Here is an 18,813-nt window from a genome sequence, read left to right on the forward strand (position 1 = left end):
TCTAAAGCAAAATCTATAGATTCCCGTTTACACGGGAATGACAGTATGAATATTTCAGAAGTCTCTAATTAAATATACTTTTATATTTTTAGGTGTCGAGCAGAGCTAGTAGACTTAAATTATTTTAGAGATTCTGTCGTACCAAGCGAGGTTGAAGTGATACGGTTGTTTACTCATCCTTCAACAAGCATCATGTAAAGATTTCACAAAATTGACAACCTCTTTAATATCTTCGGTTTCCCTTAATTTTTTTATTACAGCGCTGCCAACAATTACTCCATCACAATAAGGCGAAAACTTTTTTATATCATCTGGTTTAGAAATTCCAAAACCAATCAACATTTTATTTTTTGAAACAAGAGAGTATGTTCGTTTAAGATTTGTGATTACATTTTCATCGAAGTTGTTCCTTGTCCCTGTAGTGCCCGTAACACTTACGCAGTAAACGAACCCTTCGCTTTTCTGGTCAATTTCTTGAATTCTTTTATCTGAAGAAGTAGGGGTTGTCAAGAGTATTTTTTCGAAATTTTTAAATTCGTTGTCATAAAAGGATTCATATTCTTCTAGGGGAACATCGGGAACTATTAATCCACTCACACCACTATGTAAAGCGTTGTTGCAAAAATTTTTTATTCCAAATTTAAGAATTGGATTTGCATAGCCCATAAGTATTAGAGGTTTTTCTGTTTTTGATTTAATCTTTTCACAGTAATTAAAAACATCTTTTAATGAAACGCCATTTTTTAGTGACATTTGGGATGAAAATTGAATTGTTGGTCCATCTGCTAATGGGTCCGAAAACGGAATTCCAATCTCAAGCATATCTGCGCCATTTTCAACTATAGACAATGCAATATCAACAAAATTCTCTTTAGAAGGGAATCCTGCTGTCAAAAAAATTGATAATGCTTTTTTGTTTGATTGATTTATTTTTTGAATGAATTCGGAAATTTTTGTCATAAAATTTTATCACCAATTTGATTAATAATCGTGTTTAAATCTTTATCGCCCCTTCCACTGATGTTTACAACAACAATTTCATCTTTACTGGTCTCTGGCATTAATTTATTCAAATAAGCAACGGCGTGAGCAGTTTCAAGTGCAGGTAGAATACCTTCAAGTTTGGAAAGCAAAATTGTTGCTTCAAGTGCTTCATCATCTGTTACTGAAAAATATTTTACGCGTTTAATGTCTTTTAGTAAACTATGTTCGGGACCTACACCTGGATAATCTAAACCAGCAGAAATTGAATGAACTTCTGAAACCTGTCCGTTTTCATCTTGAAGTAAATAAGTCTTCATACCTTGGAAAATTCCAGGTTCGCCCAAAGTTAAAGTAGCGCAGTGTTTACCTGAATCTAGCCCGTAACCTGCCGCCTCAACACCAATTAGATTTACATTTTTGTCGTTGACAAATGGATAAAAAATTCCCATAGCATTTGAACCGCCGCCAACACAAGCCAGAATATAATTGGGAAGTTTCCTTTCATAATTTAATATCTGTTCTTTTGTTTCAATTCCAATTATAGATTGGAAATCACGTACAATCATTGGATAAGGATGAGGACCAACGACAGAGCCAATAATGTAATGTGTATTTGCAACATTTGTAACCCAATCGCGGATTGCTTCGTTTGTGGCATCTTTTAATGTTCTACTGCCTGAAGTAACAGGTACAACTTCAGCGCTGAGCATTTTCATCCTGAATACGTTTAATTTTTGTCGTTCAATATCAACTTCGCCCATGTAAACGACACATTTCAAACCAAATTTAGCGCAAACAGTTGCAGTTGCAACTCCATGTTGACCTGCACCAGTTTCGGCAATAATTCTAGTTTTACCTAATTTTTTTGCAAGTAAAATTTGTCCAAGTGCATTATTTAATTTGTGTGCGCCGGTGTGACAAAGGTCTTCGCGTTTCAAATAAATTTTTGCCTTGCCAAAATATTCTGTAAGTCGTTTTGCAAAAGTTAAAGGTGTAGGTCTGCCATTATATTCCTTTTGAAGTGAACTAAGTTCATTTTGAAATTCATTATTATTTTTTAGTTCGAGGTAAGTTTTTTCTAAGTCATCGAGTGCAGATATTAAAGTTTCTGGTACAAATTTGCCACCGTAAATTCCAAATTTGCCATTAATATCCGGGAAATTATAAACTGACTGCGTGTTCATACAATTTTAACTCCTTATTAACTATTGGTGCGAGTTCATTTAATTTGCTTAAAAGCTCTTTAAATTTTTTGGGTGTCAAAGACTGATAACCGTCTGATAAAGCATTTTCTGGGTCATGGTGAACTTCAATCATCAATCCATCTGCACCGCAAGCAACGGCTGCCATTGCCATCTGTGGAACTTTATCCCAAATTCCAACACCATGTGAAGGATCAACAATTATTGGCAAATGTGACCATTGTTTTATTACAGGCACGGCGTTTAAGTCTAAAGTATTTCTTGTTGCAGTTTCAAAAGTACGTATGCCTCTTTCACAAAGTATAATATTAAAATTATTTTGAGCAGCAATATATTCTGCGCTTAACAACAAATCTTCTACTGCGGCTGCCATACCGCGTTTAAGCAAAACAGGTTTTTGCAGCGAGCCAATTTCTTCAATGAGAGAGTAGTTTTGCATGTTTCTAGCACCTATCTGAATTATATCTGCAACTTCAGCTACGCTTTGGAGGGATTGAGAATTCAATACTTCAGTTACAATTTTAAGCCCTAATTTCGATTTTACCTCGGCTAAAATTTCCAATCCTTTTTCCTTTAACCCTTGGAAAGTGTATGGACTTGAACGAGGTTTGTATGCCCCAGCTCGAAAAAGAATTATTCCCATTTCTTTCAATTGCTCGGCTATTTCAAAAGTTTGCTCGCGTGTTTCAACTGAACAAGGTCCCGCAATTATACAAAGTTCTTTTCCCCCGATTGTATGTTTATCAAATTCAATTATTGTGTTTTCATTTTTCATTTGACGGCTAACAAGTTTAAACTTTTTTGTTACACGAACAACTTCCTGAACTGATGGCATCATTTGGAAATCTTCTTCTTTTAGCAGATGGGTAGGACCAGTAATTCCAATTGCAAGTTTTGAACTGCCTGGTATTTCATGAGGTGTGCAGTTCAGCTCAATAATTTTTTGTTTTACCTTGTCAATATCTTTGCGAGGTGAATCTAATCCCATAATTATTAGCATGTTTGTCTCCTTAGTTGATTAAATTTTGCTAAGAATTCTTTTACCTTTTTATGGTCTTTTTTCCCGGGTGTTATTTCAAGTGAGGAGGAAATATCAATTGCTAATGGTTTTATTTCGTTAAAAATTCTTTCAAGCTTGTCTATTGTTATTCCTCCAGAAAGGATGATGCTATGTTTGTATTCATCCGGTATAAGATTCCAATTAAAATGTTTGCCTGTACCACCAAATTGATTTTTTGAATATGTATCCAGCAAAGGAATAATTTTTTTATATTGTTTGATGCCACTCCAATCAAAACTTTCGCTTATTCGGAATGATTTAAAAACAGGTAAAGTTATTTTTTCTGTGAACTCGGGGGATTCATCACCATGAAGTTGGATTACATCCAGACCTATTTTTTTTGCCGCGTCATTTATGGTTTGATATTTGTCGTTTACAAAAACTCCAACTTTATTTACTGTAGGTGGCAATTGCTGCAGGATTTCTTTTGCATAATCAAAGCTGATATAACGCTTGCTTTTTTCGTAAAAGATAAATCCCAGCATATCAGCACCATTTTCAATGCATACCAAAGCATCCTCGAGGTTAGTAATTCCACAGATTTTAACTTTCATTTTTTACACCAATCAATAAATTGTTTTAAGGATTCGTCAATATTTTCTGATTTCATAAAATACTCACCAACTAATAATGCATTCACCCGTGTATTTTTTAAAAAGTTTACATCATCTTTTGAATTAATTCCACTTTCTGAAATTATTAAACATTTGTTTGGAATTTTTTTAACAATCTCACTTGTTGTGGTTAAACTAACTTGAAATGTTCTTAGGTCTCTATTGTTGATTCCAATAATTTTGTTTTTGTCAAAATCAATTTTTTTTAGCTGGTCTTCAGAATGAATTTCGAGAAGTGCTTCAAGGTCGTTTTCATATGCAGTATTGGTTAGTTCATCTATTTGTGCTTTTGATAATGCCTCTGCAATTAGTAAAATTGCATCAGCTCCATTTGCTTTAGCTTCTAAGATTTGGAACTCATCTATAATGAAATCTTTGCGGAGAAGTGGAACGGTTTTTATTTCAGCAATACTTTTTAAAAAGGAGATATTTCCAAAAAAATATCTTTGGTCAGTTAATATTGAAATTGCATCGACTCCATTTGACATATATTTACGTGCGATTTCTAAATAGTCAAAATTTTCTTTAAGAATTCCCTTTGAAGGGCTGGCTTTTTTAATCTCCGCAATCAAGTTAATTTTTCCATTTTTGCTAAGTGCAGATTTAAAATCAAGACTTTTTTTATTGAACAATTCGAAATTCGTAAAGCTGCTGCGTGAAAATTTACGATGAAGTTCTGAAACTTCAATTTTTTTTGTCTCTAGTATTTTCTCGAGTATGTTCATTTATACTTTTCTCCAAATTCTTTAAGCTCGTAAAGCTTTTTCAATGTTTTACCAGACAAAATTGATTCTTCTGCTAATTGAATGCAGTCGCTCAAGCTATCACTAACTCCGGCTACTTTTAATGCGAGAGCAGAATTTGCAACAACAACATAGTATGCAGGGGTTTTCTCTTTCTCGGCAAAAATTTTATGCATAATTTCTGCGTTTTGTTTAGCTGTGCCACCTAGTATATCTTTAATTTCAAGTTTAGGGAAACCAAACGATTCATGTGTTAATTCATAAATATGCATTGAATTTCTTCCTGTAGTTTCAATTACATTGGTAGGATGAGTTAAGCTAACTTCATCAAAGGAGTTATTGGTACATACAAAGCAGACTTTTTCCATATCGAGGTATTTAATAGCTTCTGACATAAGTTTAGCAGTTTCGTAGTTAAATGTACCGATTAATTGTTTGTGAGTACCTGCAGGGTTAGTTAAAGGTCCAAGAATATTAAATATAGAACGGAACTCAAGTTCTTTTCGTATTGGTGCTACATGTTTCATTGCAGGATGATAGAGAGGAGCAAAAAGGAAAGCAATGCCAATTTCGTTAAGAGCTTTTTCAGAGAGTTCTGGTGAAAGTTGAACGTCAACGCCAAGTTCATGTAAAACATCTGAACTTCCGCTTTTGCTTGAGATTGACTTATTGCCATGTTTGGCAACTTTTACTCCTGCTCCAGAAACAACGAAAGCAACCGCTGTAGAGATATTAAAAGAGCCGGAACCATCACCGCCTGTTCCACAAACGTCAATAACATTTTCGTCTTCGCATTTAATCTTTATTACTTTTTCTCGCATTGCTTTTACGAAACCGGCAACTTCTTCTGGAGTTTCTTTTTTCATTTTAAGTGCGGTTAAAAGAGAGGCAATTTTTGAATTATTTTCATTGCCGCTCATAATTGAGTACATAACTTTGTATGCCTCGTCAAATGTGAGGTTTTTTCCCTCAATTACTTTTTCTAAATATTCTTTCATAATGCTAACCAGTTTTTTATTAAATTTTCCCCTTCGGGTGTTAAAATTGATTCAGGATGAAATTGAATTCCCTCTATTGGATATGTTTTATGACGGACTCCCATTATCACTCCATCTTCTGATTCTGAAGTAACAATTAGTTCATCTGGCAGAGTTTCTCTATCAATTACTAATGAATGATATCTTCCGGCTTGAAAATTTTGAGGAAGGTTTTTGTAAATAGTTTTACCGTCATGTTTAATTAAAGAAGTTTTACCGTGCATTAAAGATGGTGCATTTATAATTTTGCCTCCGAATGAGATACCAATTCCTTGATGTCCAAGACAAACACCAAGTACGGGAATAGTTTTTCCGCAAATTTTAATTACATCGATAGATACTTTCGAATCCTCCGGACGGCCGGGTCCTGGCGATATTACAATTTTATCTGGCTTAATCGAATCGATTTCATCAACTGATATTTTATCATTTCTTTTTACTATGATAGTACTCGCAAGTTTGCCAATAAGTTGTACAAGGTTAAATGTAAACGAATCGTAATTATCAATTACTATTATTTTCATCAATTACCTCAGCGTATTTAAGTGCGTTTAATAAAGCTGCAGATTTATTTTTTATTTCTTTAAGTTCAAGTTCAGGTCTGCTATCGGCGACAATGCCGGCGCCTGCCTGCCAATAAATTTTTTTGCCAAAAGCAAATAAAGTTCTGATTGCAATGCACATATCTAAGTTGCCCTTAAAATCGATATAGCCAACAGCTCCAGCATAAACAGAGCGTTGCAAATTCTCGTAGTCATTCAGCAATTGAACTGCTCTTATTTTGGGCGCGCCGGAAACAGTTCCAGCTGGAAAACTTGCTTTTAATGCATCGATACAATTTTTGTCATCTTCAAGTTCACCTTCTACGCGCGAAACGATGTGCATAACGTGAGAAAATTTGTGAATGCTCATTTTTTCTGTTACTTGAACAGTTCCATATTTACATACTCTCCCTAAATCATTTCTTGCGAGGTCAACAAGCATTATATGTTCTGCTAATTCTTTTGGGTCGTTAATTAATTCTTTTTCAATTTCTTGGTCTTCACGTTGATTTTTCCCTCTCCTTCTTGTCCCTGCAATCGGCAAAATAGTTGCTTTCTTATTTTTCACTTTTAATAAATCTTCTGGAGATGTACCGATTACTGTTAATTTGTCTTGTGGCTTAATTGTTTCTAATTCCATAAAGTACATATACGGAGAGGGGTTAATAATCCTTAGTGCGCGATAAACGTTAATTAAATCACCAACAAATTCAGCTGAAAATCTTTTTGAAAAAACAATTTGAAAGACATCGCCTTCTAATATTTTTTGCTTGCAGTTTTCAACTGTTTCGTAGAAATCTTCCGGCTTTCCGTTACTATCGATTTCTTTTGAAAGCTTGAACTGAAGTTTATTATCAAAGGGAGAGTAGAGCTGTCTTTTTAGTTCATTTATTTCAATTAATGCTTTATTATAAGATTCTTCTAAATCTACGTTTTTGTCAATAGTAACGTTTTTAATGAGAATGATTTGATGCTTGTAATGGTCGAATGCAATTAGAGTATCATAAATTCCGAAAATCGAGTCTGGTAAGTTAATTTGCTTTTTACCAGTAAATTTTATTGTATCTTCAATTAAAGCAACATTTTCATAACCAAGATAACCAACTATACCTCCTGTAAAATCTGGTAGCTCGTCAATTTTGGGGTCGTTTATTTTTTCAATTTCTTCAGAAAGATAATCGAAAATATTTTTTTTTATTGAAGTAGTTGAATCACTTATAATAGTGAGGTTATCTCCACGATTCATTATAATTTTAGAGGGATTTTTACTAATAAATGAATAACGTGCAAGTCTTCCGATGCCTTCAACAGATTCAAGTAAAAAACTGTACTTACCCTTTTGACGAATTTTTAGATATGCAAGAACTGGCGTTAGAAGGTCAGCCGTTATTTTTTCGTAAACGGGAATTTTATTATATAATTTTGCTAACTCTTTGAATTCTTCGAAACTCATATTTTTAACCAATATTAATGACAATAAACAGTTTTTAAAAACAAAAAACCCTTCCCGGTGAATCCGAGAAGGGTTTTAAAGACTTAATAAAACAAATTATTTTAATTCACCGGGAACTTGTATTTATCCATGCACCACCACCAAGCCCAAGTGTTAAGTGAATTAAAATAATATGTTTCATTTTTTATTTTCATCGCATGCAAAGATAAATTTCAGCTTTATTTATGTCAAGTATTTTTTTATTTCTTTTTCGATTAATGTTAAGAAAGTTTGAAAAATCATAATCTTCATAGGCGTGGAACACTGATTACACACGTCTGCCTCACAATGTACTTGTAATCAGACATGATTTCCCAAAATTTTTATCCGTGTAAATCTGCGTTGTCCGTGTAGTCTGTGTGCTATTAAGATACTACTTTTCTTTACTCCACAAGATAAATTAAAAGTTACGGTATTCGTCCTTTTATTAGACATTAACTTTATCTATATTTGCTAAGAATTTTTCTCGAAGAACAACAAATTTCTAACACTAAAGCCTGTAAATTGGAAAAAGTCAAAATCACACAAATTCCTAATGGCATTACAATCGTAACCGAGAAATTAACCCATGTTAAATCGTTTTCGCTTGGATTTTGGTTTAATGTGGGTTCAAGGAATGAAACAAGTGAAAATAACGGAATCAGCCATTTTATAGAGCACATGCTTTTTAAAGGTACGAAGCATCGCTCTGCCAAAAAAATTGCCGAAGAGATTGAATCGCTGGGTGGTTACTTGAACGCGTTTACATCAAAAGAGCATACCTGTTTTTACGGAAGAGGGATGAGTCAACATATCGAAAAAACTTTTGAAGTTATTGCTGATATGATTCAATATCCACTTTTTAGACCGTCGGATATTTCTAAAGAATCTTCAGTCGTTATCGATGAACTTTATGACATTGAAGATAATCCCGAAGAATTAATTTTTGACAAATTTGAAAGCAATATTTTTAGTGGCAGTTCATTAGGCTTGCCAATTATAGGTACGGAAAAAAATCTTAAAAAATTCAGACAATCCGATCTCTTCAAATACAAGGATGAAAATTATAGATTAAATAATCTTTTCATTGTTGCAAGTGGATTTGTTAATCATGAAGATATTGTTCAGTATACGAAAAAATACTTTAAGAACTCTAAAAAAGAAAAAGCAAAAAAGTCAGCGGAGCAGTTCATAAACAATAGTTTTAATATTAGTAATGATTTATATATTTACAAAGAAACTCAGCAATCACACATTATTATTGGCGGTACAACTTACGGGTATAACGATAAAAGAAGAATTGGTGTAAGCGTTCTTTCCCATATTTTAGGCGAAGGTAGCAGTTCAAGGTTGTTTCAATTAGTGCGCGAAAAAAATGGTATAGCATATCAAATAAATACCTTTTTAAATTCTTTTTATGATATATCAACATTTGGGGTTTACTTTTCTACTAACGATAAATATGTAGAAAAGGCAATGAACTTAGTTTATTCCGAATTTAAAAAATTAATGACAAAAATAGTATCTGAATGGGAATTAACAAAAGCAAAGGAATATTTAATAGGAAATATTTTAATGAGCTTAGAAAGTACAACAAATAGAATGATTCGTGTTGGTCAATCGATGATTTATTTTAATAGAGTAAAACCAATCAATGAAATTATTAAGCAAATAGAAAAAGTAACTAAAGAAGATATACTTGAATTATCTAATCAATTATTTGAAGAAGACAAGCTAAAAAGAGTAATTTTGAGTTCGAAAAATTTATTACTTCAAAAAGTTGCATAATATAAAAAGGAAAGAAAATGCCTAAAATTATAATTGACGGGAAAGAAGTTGAATTTAAACAAGGTCAAACAATAATTGAAGCAGCAAGAGAAAATGGTATTTCAATTCCGCATTTTTGCTGGCATCCAAAACTTTCAATTTCCGGTAATTGTCGTGTTTGTTTAGTTGAAGTTGAGAAAATGCCTAAACTTGTAATTGCCTGCTCAACTTACGCTGCGGATGGTATGATAGTTCACACACAATCTGAAAAGACACTTTCGGCAAGAAACGCTGTTATGGAATTTTTATTAATTAACCATCCATTAGATTGTCCAATTTGCGATGAAGCAGGTGAATGTAAGTTACAAGATTATGCTTATAAGCATGGGAAAGGAGAAAGCCGTTTCGAAGAAATTAAAATGAGAAAAGAAAAACGAGTTTCTCTTGGCCCACATATTATGTTTGATGCCGAACGCTGTATTTTGTGTTCAAGGTGTATAAGATTTTCAAATGAAATTGCAAAACAAAATCAACTTACTTTTGTTAATCGAGGTGATAGGGTAACTATTACTACTTTTGAAGAAGAAGGCTTCAATAACCCCTACACATTAAATACTACTGATATTTGTCCTGTTGGCGCACTTACGAACAAAGATTTTAGGTTCAAAGCAAGAGTTTGGGAAATGTCCAACACTAAATCCATTTGCATTGGTTGTGCGAGAGGCTGTAACATTGAAATTTGGGTTCGCAACAATCAAATTCTTAGATTAACACCGCGCCACAACGAGACTGTTAATAGTTATTGGATGTGTGATAACGGCAGACTAAGTACATTTAAGTTTGTTAATTCAAGTGACAGAGTTGATGGAACATTTATTCGCAAAGAAGGCAAATTAATTAAAGTTGATTGGAGTACTGCAGTTAAAGAAGCTGCAAAAAGACTAAAGGAATTCAAAAGCAAAGAAATAGCATTCATCGGGTCTGCTTTTGCTACTGTAGAGGATAATTACGTATTAGTTAAAATTGCAAGACAGTTAGGTGCAGTGATTATCTACTTTTTGAAACATACATTGCCTGGTGACCAAGACGATATATTAATTAGAGAAGACAAAACACCCAATTCATTAGGCGCAGAACTTGTCGGAGTTAAACCTGCTGATAATGGCTTAATTATTAATGAAATTCTTGATGCTGTTGAGAATAAAAAAATAAAAGCATTAATTGTAATGGAAGATGATTTAACATCAATATCAGAAAAAGTGGAAGAATCTCTTGCTAAATTAGATTTGTTAATTGTGCTTTCAACTAATTTTAATAAAACTGCTGAAATGTCAGATGTTCTTTTCCCTGCATCTACATACGCTGAAAAACATGGAACTTTTGTAAACTTTCTAGGAAGAATTCAAAGAATTAGACCTGCAGTTGCCACTGTAGAATTGGATAGAGCTTTAGATGGTATGGCAATGAGCAGATGGGATAAATTTGGTACTAATTTCGATAGATGGATGCAAGGTCATAAATATGATGCTAAACCAAGTTGGAAAATTTTAACTGCAATTGGAAATGAACTGGGAATGAAATTTAAATATCAAATGTCAGAAGAAGTTTTTGAGGATATAGCGAAAGCAATTGATGTTTTTAAAGGTCTAGACTATGACCTAATTGGAGATTTAGGAAAAGAACTAAAAGTTAACATAAAAGAAACAACATTAGTATAAGGGAGAAATTTTTCTGATGAACATTGCAGAAATTGTAATTATCAGCCTAATTAAAATAATACTAGTCGTTGTAATGATTCTTGGTTCAGTTGTTTTTCTAGTTTATTTTGAACGAAAAATTAGTGCATGGATACAGTACCGCCGAGGACCAAATAGAGTAGGGTGGAAAGGTATTTTGCAAACAACTGCCGATGTAATGAAATTATTATTGAAGGAAGATATTGTTCCTGCAGCATCTAACAAGACACTGCATACTTTAGCGCCGATTATAGCTTTATTTGTCGCATTTTCTACTTATGCTGTAATTCCGTTCGGGCCGGATGTTACAATATTTGGTTATCATATTAAATTAATGGTTGCAGATGTAAACATCGGCGTATTATATGTTCTTGCCTTAACTTCACTTGGCGTTTACGGTATTACGTTTGCCGGCTGGTCATCAGGCAGTAAATACTCATTATTAGGTGGTATCCGTTCTTCAGCTCAAATGATTTCCTATGAGGTTTCGATGGGATTTTCCATTGCTGGAGTTTTACTTTTAGCGCAATCATTAAGCCCTCAAGAAATAGTTTTAGCCCAAAGCGGTTGGAAGTGGAATGCAATTCTTCAACCAATCGGGTTTATAACTTTTCTGGTGTCGGCTTTTGCTGAAACGAATAGATTGCCGTTTGACCTGCCAGAAGCTGAACCAGAACTTGTAGGCGGCTATCATACTGAATATAGCAGTATGAAATTTGCTGGATTCTTTTTAGCAGAATACGCCAATATGATAATTGCCAGTGCTATGATAGTTACACTTTATTTTGGTGGATGGCAAATTCCTTATATCGATAAACTTGGTCTTAGTGTTACTTTGACCACTTTATTACAAGTAGGGGCATTTTTTCTAAAGGTTATTTTCTTCTTATTTTTCTTTATGTGGGTTAGATGGAGTATACCGAGGTTTAGATATGACCAACTGATGAGCCTCGGCTGGAAGGTAATGTTCCCCCTCTCAGTGCTAAATATTATTTGGGTTGCATGTTTAATTATGTTTTTTAATTTATAAAAGAAAGTTGCAGGGTAGTTAAATGGAGTTAAAGAAAAGAGAAAAAGATTTAACAGTCTGGCAGAAGTTATATATTCCTGAAATTGTTAAGGGGCTGGCTTTAACTTTTAAGACCATGTTAAGACCAAAGGTTACAATGGAATACCCCGAAGTTAAGTTTGAGCCGCCTTCATCTTATCGTGGCAGACCGGTTTTAGTCCAAGAAAAAAACGGTGTTGAAAGATGTGTTGCATGTGGATTGTGTTCGCGTGTCTGCCCAGCGCTTGCTATTGAAGTGCAAGCTGCTGAAACCGAATTAGAAAAAGAAAGGTATCCTCAAAAATTCGAAATAAATATGATTCGTTGTATTTTCTGTGGCTTTTGCGAAGAAGTATGCCCTGAAGAAGCAATTGTAATGAGCAAAGACTATGAACTTGTTTTTACAAACCGAGAAGAAGCAATTTTTGGTAAGGATAAACTTCTTGTACCTGTAGAGCAACTTAAAGATAGAATTGAATTTCTTAGGAAATTTAAATAACTCAATGAGTAAACAGAATTCGATGATGCAAAGGCTACTGTTAAAAGCTTTTTTGTCACTTTTACTTTTTGCAAATCTGTTATTTGCTCAAAATTATCCTTTTTATTTCTCAGTCGATTGCCCTAAGTTTATCCCCGAAAACAAAAATTTTGACATTTCAATAACATCTCGATTTTATAATAAATTTGCTGATGTTAACTTTTTCTTGTTTACTGAAAGTAACATAGTAATTGAAGAGGCAACTTTAAAGGCGGTAGACTTCGAAAAGAAGATAAAAGCTAAAGAAAGTGGATTGAATAAAGATGGCTGGAAAGCATATAAAATAAAATTACCGTTGGATGACCCCCAGTTTAAAGTCCTTAATCCATTCCAAGTAGAAGTAACTCTAAATCCAAATTACAATTCTGAAGGTAACATTAATTTTGCGGTTGAAACTAAAACTTTAAAAAATAATGCTAAACCTGTTAGTGCCTATTATGGCAATCTTTCTCTCGTTAAGTTTGAGACTTACACACCGCAATTGGTATCCGGCCGCTCACTCCTTCTTAAAGAAAATTCTAAGTTCTCTTTTAAGATTAATGATAAGAACACTATAAAAAACATATTGACTGAGTTTTGGGTAAAATTTAGTTCACCAGTCCAAGATTTTATTACTATTGAAAACTCTGCTGAAGGTGATACTTTACTTTCCTTAAGTAATAATAAATTTTACATTGCTTCTGTAAAAGATTTACCAGATCTCAAAATTTTTAATCAAGCTTTTTTGGGTAGAAATACATGGTCCCATGTAACAATTCGTTTAACACCTATGAGCAAAACTGCTGAAATATGGATTAATGACATATTAGTTTTTTCATACTCGATTAAGAAAGAATTTTCAGTTAATGATTTAATTTTTACTTTTAGCGGCTCTTTAAATAGTAGCCCTTACCAAATCGACCTGTTGAAAGTATGGGATTTTAATAATTCAGTTTATCGTTCTTTTGACAACAAAAATTACTTGAGTTATTATGCTGATAGTTCTCGAATTCTGTTTTCGATGAATTTTGATAACTATAGTCAAATAAACTCAAGTTCACCTTTAGTAGATGTTTCAAATGTAATGTTGTTAAGTTCCGATGCCCCAATTTTTTCACGTGTGCCTGTACTTAATTTAACTTCTTTTGATAATTATAATTTGATTCAATGGCACGCTCAAGATGTTAAAAACGTTGGAACTTATGTGATTGAAAAGGCAACTAAGGGGAATCAATTTGATGAGGTCTACAGCATTGATGCAGATGAGGACCAATCAAAAATATACAGCTATACTGACTTTAAGAATTATGGTGATGATGTAGTAAGCTATCGATTGAAACAGTTAAATAAAGATGGAACTGTAAGCTATTCTTCGGTGGTAAAAATTGGACAAGGTGAGAAAAAACCATTTATAATTGACCAAAATTATCCTAATCCTTTTAATCCCGTAACTACTATTATTATAGATATAATTGAGCCTACCGATATAAAAATAACTGTCTACGATTTAGTTGGTAAAGAAATTGAAGAGCTGTACTCTGGTTACCTTCAATCAGGTAAATACAACTTCACATTTGATGGAAGCAAGCTGCCATCTGGCATTTACTTTTATGAAGTTAAAACACCAAGATTTAGCGAAGTAAGGAAAATGATTTTGGCAAAGTAATTTATTTTTGTTAAATTCATTTTGTTAAAATTCCAATCAGCAAATTTATTTATTAATGTTTTCAAAGATTCTTTCAAGTGCCACATTCGGAATTGATGCTTACCTTGTAGAGGTAGAGACACATTCAGAAAAACAATTACCATCAATAACAATAGTTGGTTTACCCGATAGCGCTGTAAAAGAAAGTAAAGAAAGAGTAATAGCTGCAATAAAAAATTCCGGAATTGAATTCCCTTTAAGGAAATTAACTATCAACCTTGCACCTGCAGATATTAAAAAAGAAGGCAGTTCATTTGATCTTCCGATTGCAATTGGAATTTTAGCTGCAAATTCCGTTGTAAATGTTGATTCTCTCGATGATATCGTAATACTTGGTGAACTGTCATTAGATGGTACGTTACGAAAAGTTAAAGGAGCACTTCCAATTGCCGTAGAAGCTCGACAAAAAGGAATTAGAAAAATAATATTGCCAATAGAATCTGTTAAAGAAGCTTCAATTGTAGATGGAATTGAAGTATACGGTTTTGAATCGTTGAATGAAGTAATAGATTTTTTGAACGGAGATAAGACTGCAGAGCCAATTAAAACTGATAAAGATTCGATATTTGCTGAAGTTAATACATACCAGCTTGACTTTTCTGACGTAAAAGGACAGGAAAATGCAAAACGTGCTTTGGAAATTGCAGCAGCAGGTGGACATAATATATTGATGATAGGTCCTCCAGGCTCAGGTAAAACTATGCTTGCAAAACGACTGCCTACAATTCTTCCCCCATTAACATTTGAAGAAGCACTTGAAACTACTAAAATTCATTCGGTTGCTGGAATTTTACCAAAGGATAAAGCCTTAATAACAGAAAGACCTTTTCGCAGTCCACATCATACAGTTTCAGATGCGGCTTTAATTGGTGGCGGAACTTTTCCGCGGCCTGGAGAAGTTTCTTTTGCTCATCATGGTGTTTTGTTCTTAGATGAGCTCCCTGAATTCAAAAAAAATGTCTTGGAAGTAATGAGGCAGCCTTTGGAAGATTATAAAGTAACAATTAGTCGTTCTAAAATGTCACTTGAATTTCCGGCCAACTTTATGCTCGCAGCTGCAATGAACCCTTGTCCATGTGGTTTTTTCACCGACCCAAACAAAGAATGCACTTGTACTACTTCTCAAATTCAAAAGTATATGGCAAAAGTTTCTGGACCGCTGTTGGATAGAATAGATATTCACATAGAAGTACCTGCTGTTAAGTATAATGAACTGTCTTCCGATACAAAGGGCGAAAAATCTGAAGAAATAAGAAAAAGAGTTGTTGCAGCAAGGAAAATCCAATTGGAAAGATTTAAAGGTATTAAAGGTATATATAACAATGCTGATATGGGTACACGCGAGGTTAGACAATATTGTAAATTAGATAATGCAAGTTCTGAACTGCTGAAAATGGCAATGACTAAACTGGGTTTATCAGCAAGAGCTTACGACAGAATATTAAAGGTTAGCAGAACAATAGCTGATTTGGAAAACTCAGATAAAATTTTGACTCACCATATAAGTGAGGCAATCCAATATAGAAGTCTAGATAGAGATATTTGGGGACATTGATACGGGTTCTTGAGTCAATATAGGATTGAATATTTTTGAGATTAACATCAAATACCTTAATCTGAAGAATGATTGGGGCATGAATTTTAATAATTGCATGAATAGTTTAATCCTAAGAATTTTCAAACAAAGGGACAATTACAATACCAAAAGTTCGGGTCGAATCTTTTTGTTACTACCTTTACTAATTGAACACGGATAAACAAGGATTTACAAAGACAAACACCAACTAAAATTTAGCTGTAATCCCATATAAGTACTTTAATAACTTTAAATAATTTTTTCTCCTGAAATATCCGTGTAATCTGTGTTGTTCGTATTCTATCCTTAACAGCTTCCTAATTGAGTACAAGCCTAGTAGAGCCTCGTATTTTGGTAATCTCAGCCGTTAAAGAATATTCACATTTGAGTTATCAGCAAAAATAAGGTGTACCCATTTGAGGTAAGAAAACCATTGTTTGATAACAAGACTAAATTTATTTAAACGTTTTAGCAAACTATTATTGTTTATAGTCTAAATTATAATAAAAAAACAAGCATTTTTTCTATTGACAAATAGAGATAAAGACATTAAGTTAGAATTCAGTTAAACGTTTAACTTAGAAATATGTCTACAACTATAAAAGATGTGGCCAAAAAAGCTGGGGTTTCAATAGCTACTGTATCTTTAGCAATTCAAAACAATAGTAGAATTTCCACTGCTACTAGAAATAAGGTACTGCGAGTAATTAAAGAACTAAATTACCACCCTTCAAGATCTGCCAAAGGTCTAGTAACAAAAACAACAGGCAATATTGGCTTTGTATTAACAGATGACCACTTTCTCAAGACTGAACCTTTTTATACAATGATTTTCTTAGGAACCGAGTTTGTTACAAGAGGAAATAACTACTATGTACTACTAGCCACAATAAAAAGAGAATTTACAGAAGATGATGAACTACCACGGTTTATCTTGGAACAAAGTGTTGATGGTATTATTATAGCAGGTAAAGTACCTGAAATATTTTTACGAAAATTATCCTCTTATAATATACCTTTAGTCTTTGTCGATTTCTTTCCGCCAACGGGCAAACACTCTGTTGTAATGGTTGATAATATAAATGGAGGTTTTATTGCAACCAAACATCTTATTGACTTAGGACATAAAAACATAGCTTTTTTGGGGGCTGACATCACACATCCAAGTATATCTGAACGGTTGACTGGTTATAAGCAAGCCCTTGAAAGCTCTAACATTAAAATTGACCCAAAGCTGATTATTACCGATGAGGATTATCCAGCCAGACAAAATGGTTATAACGCAGCTAAACGTTTACTCGAAATGAGTAAAAGTGTAACAGCAATTTTTGCATGCAATGATGCAATGGCTATTGGCGTTATGCAGTATTGTGCTGATAACCATATAAATATCCCAAATGATATATCTCTAGTCGGCTTCGACGATGTTGAAGCAGATTTAATGCTTAATCCACCTCTGACTACTGTAAGAGTTCCTAAAGTGGAGCTTGGTATTGAAGCAATGAACATGATAATAAGTATGATTTCAGATAAATCAAATCATCATCCCAAAAAAATTTTGGTACCCGTTGAATTAATTATACGCAATTCAACTAAAAGGATTTAGTTTATGAAAGCGGCACTTTTTGTCGAGCCTTTTCATTTGGATGTTGCAGAAAAACAATTACCCCCTTTATATGATGATAACCTTCTTATAAAGATTAATACTTGTGGTATTTGCGGTACCGACTACCATATATTTTCTGGGACTGCTTTAGCAAAGAAAAATACTGTGCTTGGTCATGAGTTTAGCGGAGTAATTATTGATAAAGGGAAAAATTGTGTGAATTTTGAAATAGGTGACAAGGTTGTTATCGACCCTAATATATATTGTGGTAAGTGTAAGTTTTGTAAAGAAGGTAAAGTAAATTTTTGTGTTAACCATAAAGCACTTGGAGTAACTTTAGACGGTGGATTTGCTGAATATGCGGTTATCCCTTCTTCACAAGCTTATATTATTCCAGATAACTTACCTTTATCTGAAGCCTCCTTCGCTGAACCAATATCTTGTTGTATAAGAGGAATTGACAGAGCACAAATTAAAGTCGGAGAAATTGTTTCTATAATAGGTGGTGGTACCATTGGCTTGATTATGCTTCAGCTTGCTAAAATTTCAGGCGCTGCAATTATTATTGTTATAGAGCCAGTTGAACATAAAAGGCAATTGGCTAAAGAACTTGGTGCTGATTTTGTATTCTCCCCTTATGACAATCAGTTGGTCGCTTCTATTAAAGATTTAACTCATGGCGGTCCACATTTAGCAATTGAATGTGTTGGTAAAACTGAAACTGCTGCCCTTGCAATAGAATTGGTAATACGTGGCGGTAATGTGGTTATTTTTGGACAGCCACAATTGAATTCTAAATTAGAATTTAACCTTTATGAAGCCTTTAAAAATGAAATCACAATTAAAACTTCTTTCCTTAATCCTTTTACTTTCTCAAGAGCAGTTGAATTGCTGTCTAATAAAAAAATAGATGTTAGCAAATTCCCAGTAACTGAGGTTGGTTTTGATTCTTTACCTGATATTTTGAAAAACGGTTATAATTCAACTTCATTAAAGTATCAATTTAAAAACTAATAAGTGGAGGGCCTTCTATGAATTTTTATAAGGCAAATTTAATTTCCAGATTCTGGTTCTTTCTTGTATTTTTTTCCGTAACTGCTTTGTTATATGCTCAGTCTAGTATTAATCTAATAGGCAGTTTCGAGCAGGATTTACCATCATATTGGCATAAAGGACATGAAGGGACAGCGAAGTTAACATGGGCA

At 33.5% G+C, this 18,813-nt stretch carries 16 protein-coding genes; 8 read left to right on the forward strand and 8 right to left on the reverse strand.

Annotation, left to right across the window (positions count from 1 at the left end):
• Positions 1–180: 180 nt before the first annotated feature.
• From trpA to trpE, 8 genes are read right to left on the reverse strand one after another with little or no spacing between them, the layout of a single operon-like run.
• On the reverse strand, positions 181–960 hold the full coding sequence (trpA, locus tag ABRY23_14090; protein MFA3784186.1) for a tryptophan synthase subunit alpha: 780 nt from the start codon (positions 958–960) through the stop codon (positions 181–183).
• Positions 957–2,168, reverse strand: a complete 1,212-nt coding sequence (trpB, locus tag ABRY23_14095; protein MFA3784187.1) for a tryptophan synthase subunit beta — start codon at positions 2,166–2,168, stop codon at positions 957–959. The genes trpA and trpB overlap by 4 nt, the downstream gene beginning before the upstream one ends.
• Positions 2,146–3,186 carry a 3-deoxy-7-phosphoheptulonate synthase gene (gene aroF / locus ABRY23_14100; GenBank protein ID MFA3784188.1) on the reverse strand — a complete coding sequence of 347 codons (1,041 nt, stop codon included), beginning with the start codon at positions 3,184–3,186 and terminating at the stop codon, positions 2,146–2,148. Before aroF ends, trpB begins: the two co-directional genes overlap by 23 nt.
• On the reverse strand, positions 3,180–3,800 hold the full coding sequence (locus ABRY23_14105; GenBank protein ID MFA3784189.1) for a phosphoribosylanthranilate isomerase: 621 nt from the start codon (positions 3,798–3,800) through the stop codon (positions 3,180–3,182). The genes aroF and ABRY23_14105 overlap by 7 nt, the downstream gene beginning before the upstream one ends.
• A complete protein-coding gene (gene trpC / locus ABRY23_14110) occupies positions 3,797–4,585 on the reverse strand; it encodes an indole-3-glycerol phosphate synthase TrpC (GenBank protein ID MFA3784190.1) in 789 nt (262 codons plus the stop codon). The genes ABRY23_14105 and trpC overlap by 4 nt, the downstream gene beginning before the upstream one ends.
• Complete coding sequence (gene trpD, locus ABRY23_14115) at positions 4,582–5,601, reverse strand: anthranilate phosphoribosyltransferase (GenBank protein ID MFA3784191.1); 1,020 nt, start codon at positions 5,599–5,601, stop codon at positions 4,582–4,584. The genes trpC and trpD overlap by 4 nt, the downstream gene beginning before the upstream one ends.
• Complete coding sequence (locus ABRY23_14120) at positions 5,598–6,164, reverse strand: aminodeoxychorismate/anthranilate synthase component II (GenBank protein MFA3784192.1); 567 nt, start codon at positions 6,162–6,164, stop codon at positions 5,598–5,600. The genes trpD and ABRY23_14120 overlap by 4 nt, the downstream gene beginning before the upstream one ends.
• On the reverse strand, positions 6,145–7,635 hold the full coding sequence (trpE, locus tag ABRY23_14125; GenBank protein MFA3784193.1) for an anthranilate synthase component I: 1,491 nt from the start codon (positions 7,633–7,635) through the stop codon (positions 6,145–6,147). Before trpE ends, ABRY23_14120 begins: the two co-directional genes overlap by 20 nt.
• Before the next feature lie 543 nt (positions 7,636–8,178).
• On the opposite strand from trpE, the gene ABRY23_14130 reads away from it, so the two are divergent.
• The 8 genes from ABRY23_14130 to ABRY23_14165 all read left to right on the forward strand — a co-directional run bounded on the left by ABRY23_14130 (position 8,179) and on the right by ABRY23_14165 (position 18,622).
• The gene (locus tag ABRY23_14130) at positions 8,179–9,441 is read left to right on the forward strand and encodes a M16 family metallopeptidase (GenBank protein ID MFA3784194.1); all 1,263 of its coding nucleotides are present in this window, start codon (positions 8,179–8,181) and stop codon (positions 9,439–9,441) included.
• Positions 9,442–9,458: 17 nt separating this feature from the next.
• Positions 9,459–11,138 (forward strand): molybdopterin-dependent oxidoreductase, encoded by a 1,680-nt coding sequence (locus ABRY23_14135; GenBank protein MFA3784195.1) that lies wholly within the window; start codon positions 9,459–9,461, stop codon positions 11,136–11,138.
• A gap of 16 nt (positions 11,139–11,154) precedes the next feature.
• Entirely contained in the window at positions 11,155–12,186 is a 1,032-nt protein-coding gene (gene nuoH, locus ABRY23_14140; protein ID MFA3784196.1) for an NADH-quinone oxidoreductase subunit NuoH, read from the forward strand.
• 22 nt (positions 12,187–12,208) lie between these two features.
• Positions 12,209–12,703 (forward strand): NADH-quinone oxidoreductase subunit NuoI, encoded by a 495-nt coding sequence (nuoI, locus tag ABRY23_14145; GenBank protein ID MFA3784197.1) that lies wholly within the window; start codon positions 12,209–12,211, stop codon positions 12,701–12,703.
• A 4-nt stretch (positions 12,704–12,707) separates the two neighbouring features.
• The gene (locus tag ABRY23_14150) at positions 12,708–14,387 is read left to right on the forward strand and encodes a T9SS type A sorting domain-containing protein (protein ID MFA3784198.1); all 1,680 of its coding nucleotides are present in this window, start codon (positions 12,708–12,710) and stop codon (positions 14,385–14,387) included.
• A 55-nt stretch (positions 14,388–14,442) separates the two neighbouring features.
• Positions 14,443–15,981, forward strand: a complete 1,539-nt coding sequence (locus ABRY23_14155) for a YifB family Mg chelatase-like AAA ATPase (GenBank protein ID MFA3784199.1) — start codon at positions 14,443–14,445, stop codon at positions 15,979–15,981.
• A gap of 607 nt (positions 15,982–16,588) precedes the next feature.
• Positions 16,589–17,608 carry a LacI family DNA-binding transcriptional regulator gene (locus ABRY23_14160; GenBank protein ID MFA3784200.1) on the forward strand — a complete coding sequence of 340 codons (1,020 nt, stop codon included), beginning with the start codon at positions 16,589–16,591 and terminating at the stop codon, positions 17,606–17,608.
• Between the two features lie 3 nt (positions 17,609–17,611).
• Positions 17,612–18,622, forward strand: a complete 1,011-nt coding sequence (locus ABRY23_14165) for an alcohol dehydrogenase catalytic domain-containing protein (GenBank protein ID MFA3784201.1) — start codon at positions 17,612–17,614, stop codon at positions 18,620–18,622.
• The last annotated feature ends 191 nt before the right edge of the window (positions 18,623–18,813 follow it).

The sequence above is a fragment of the Melioribacteraceae bacterium 4301-Me genome (assembly GCA_041538185.1).
GTDB classification, from domain to species: domain Bacteria; phylum Bacteroidota; class Ignavibacteria; order Ignavibacteriales; family Melioribacteraceae; genus Pyranulibacter; species Pyranulibacter aquaticus.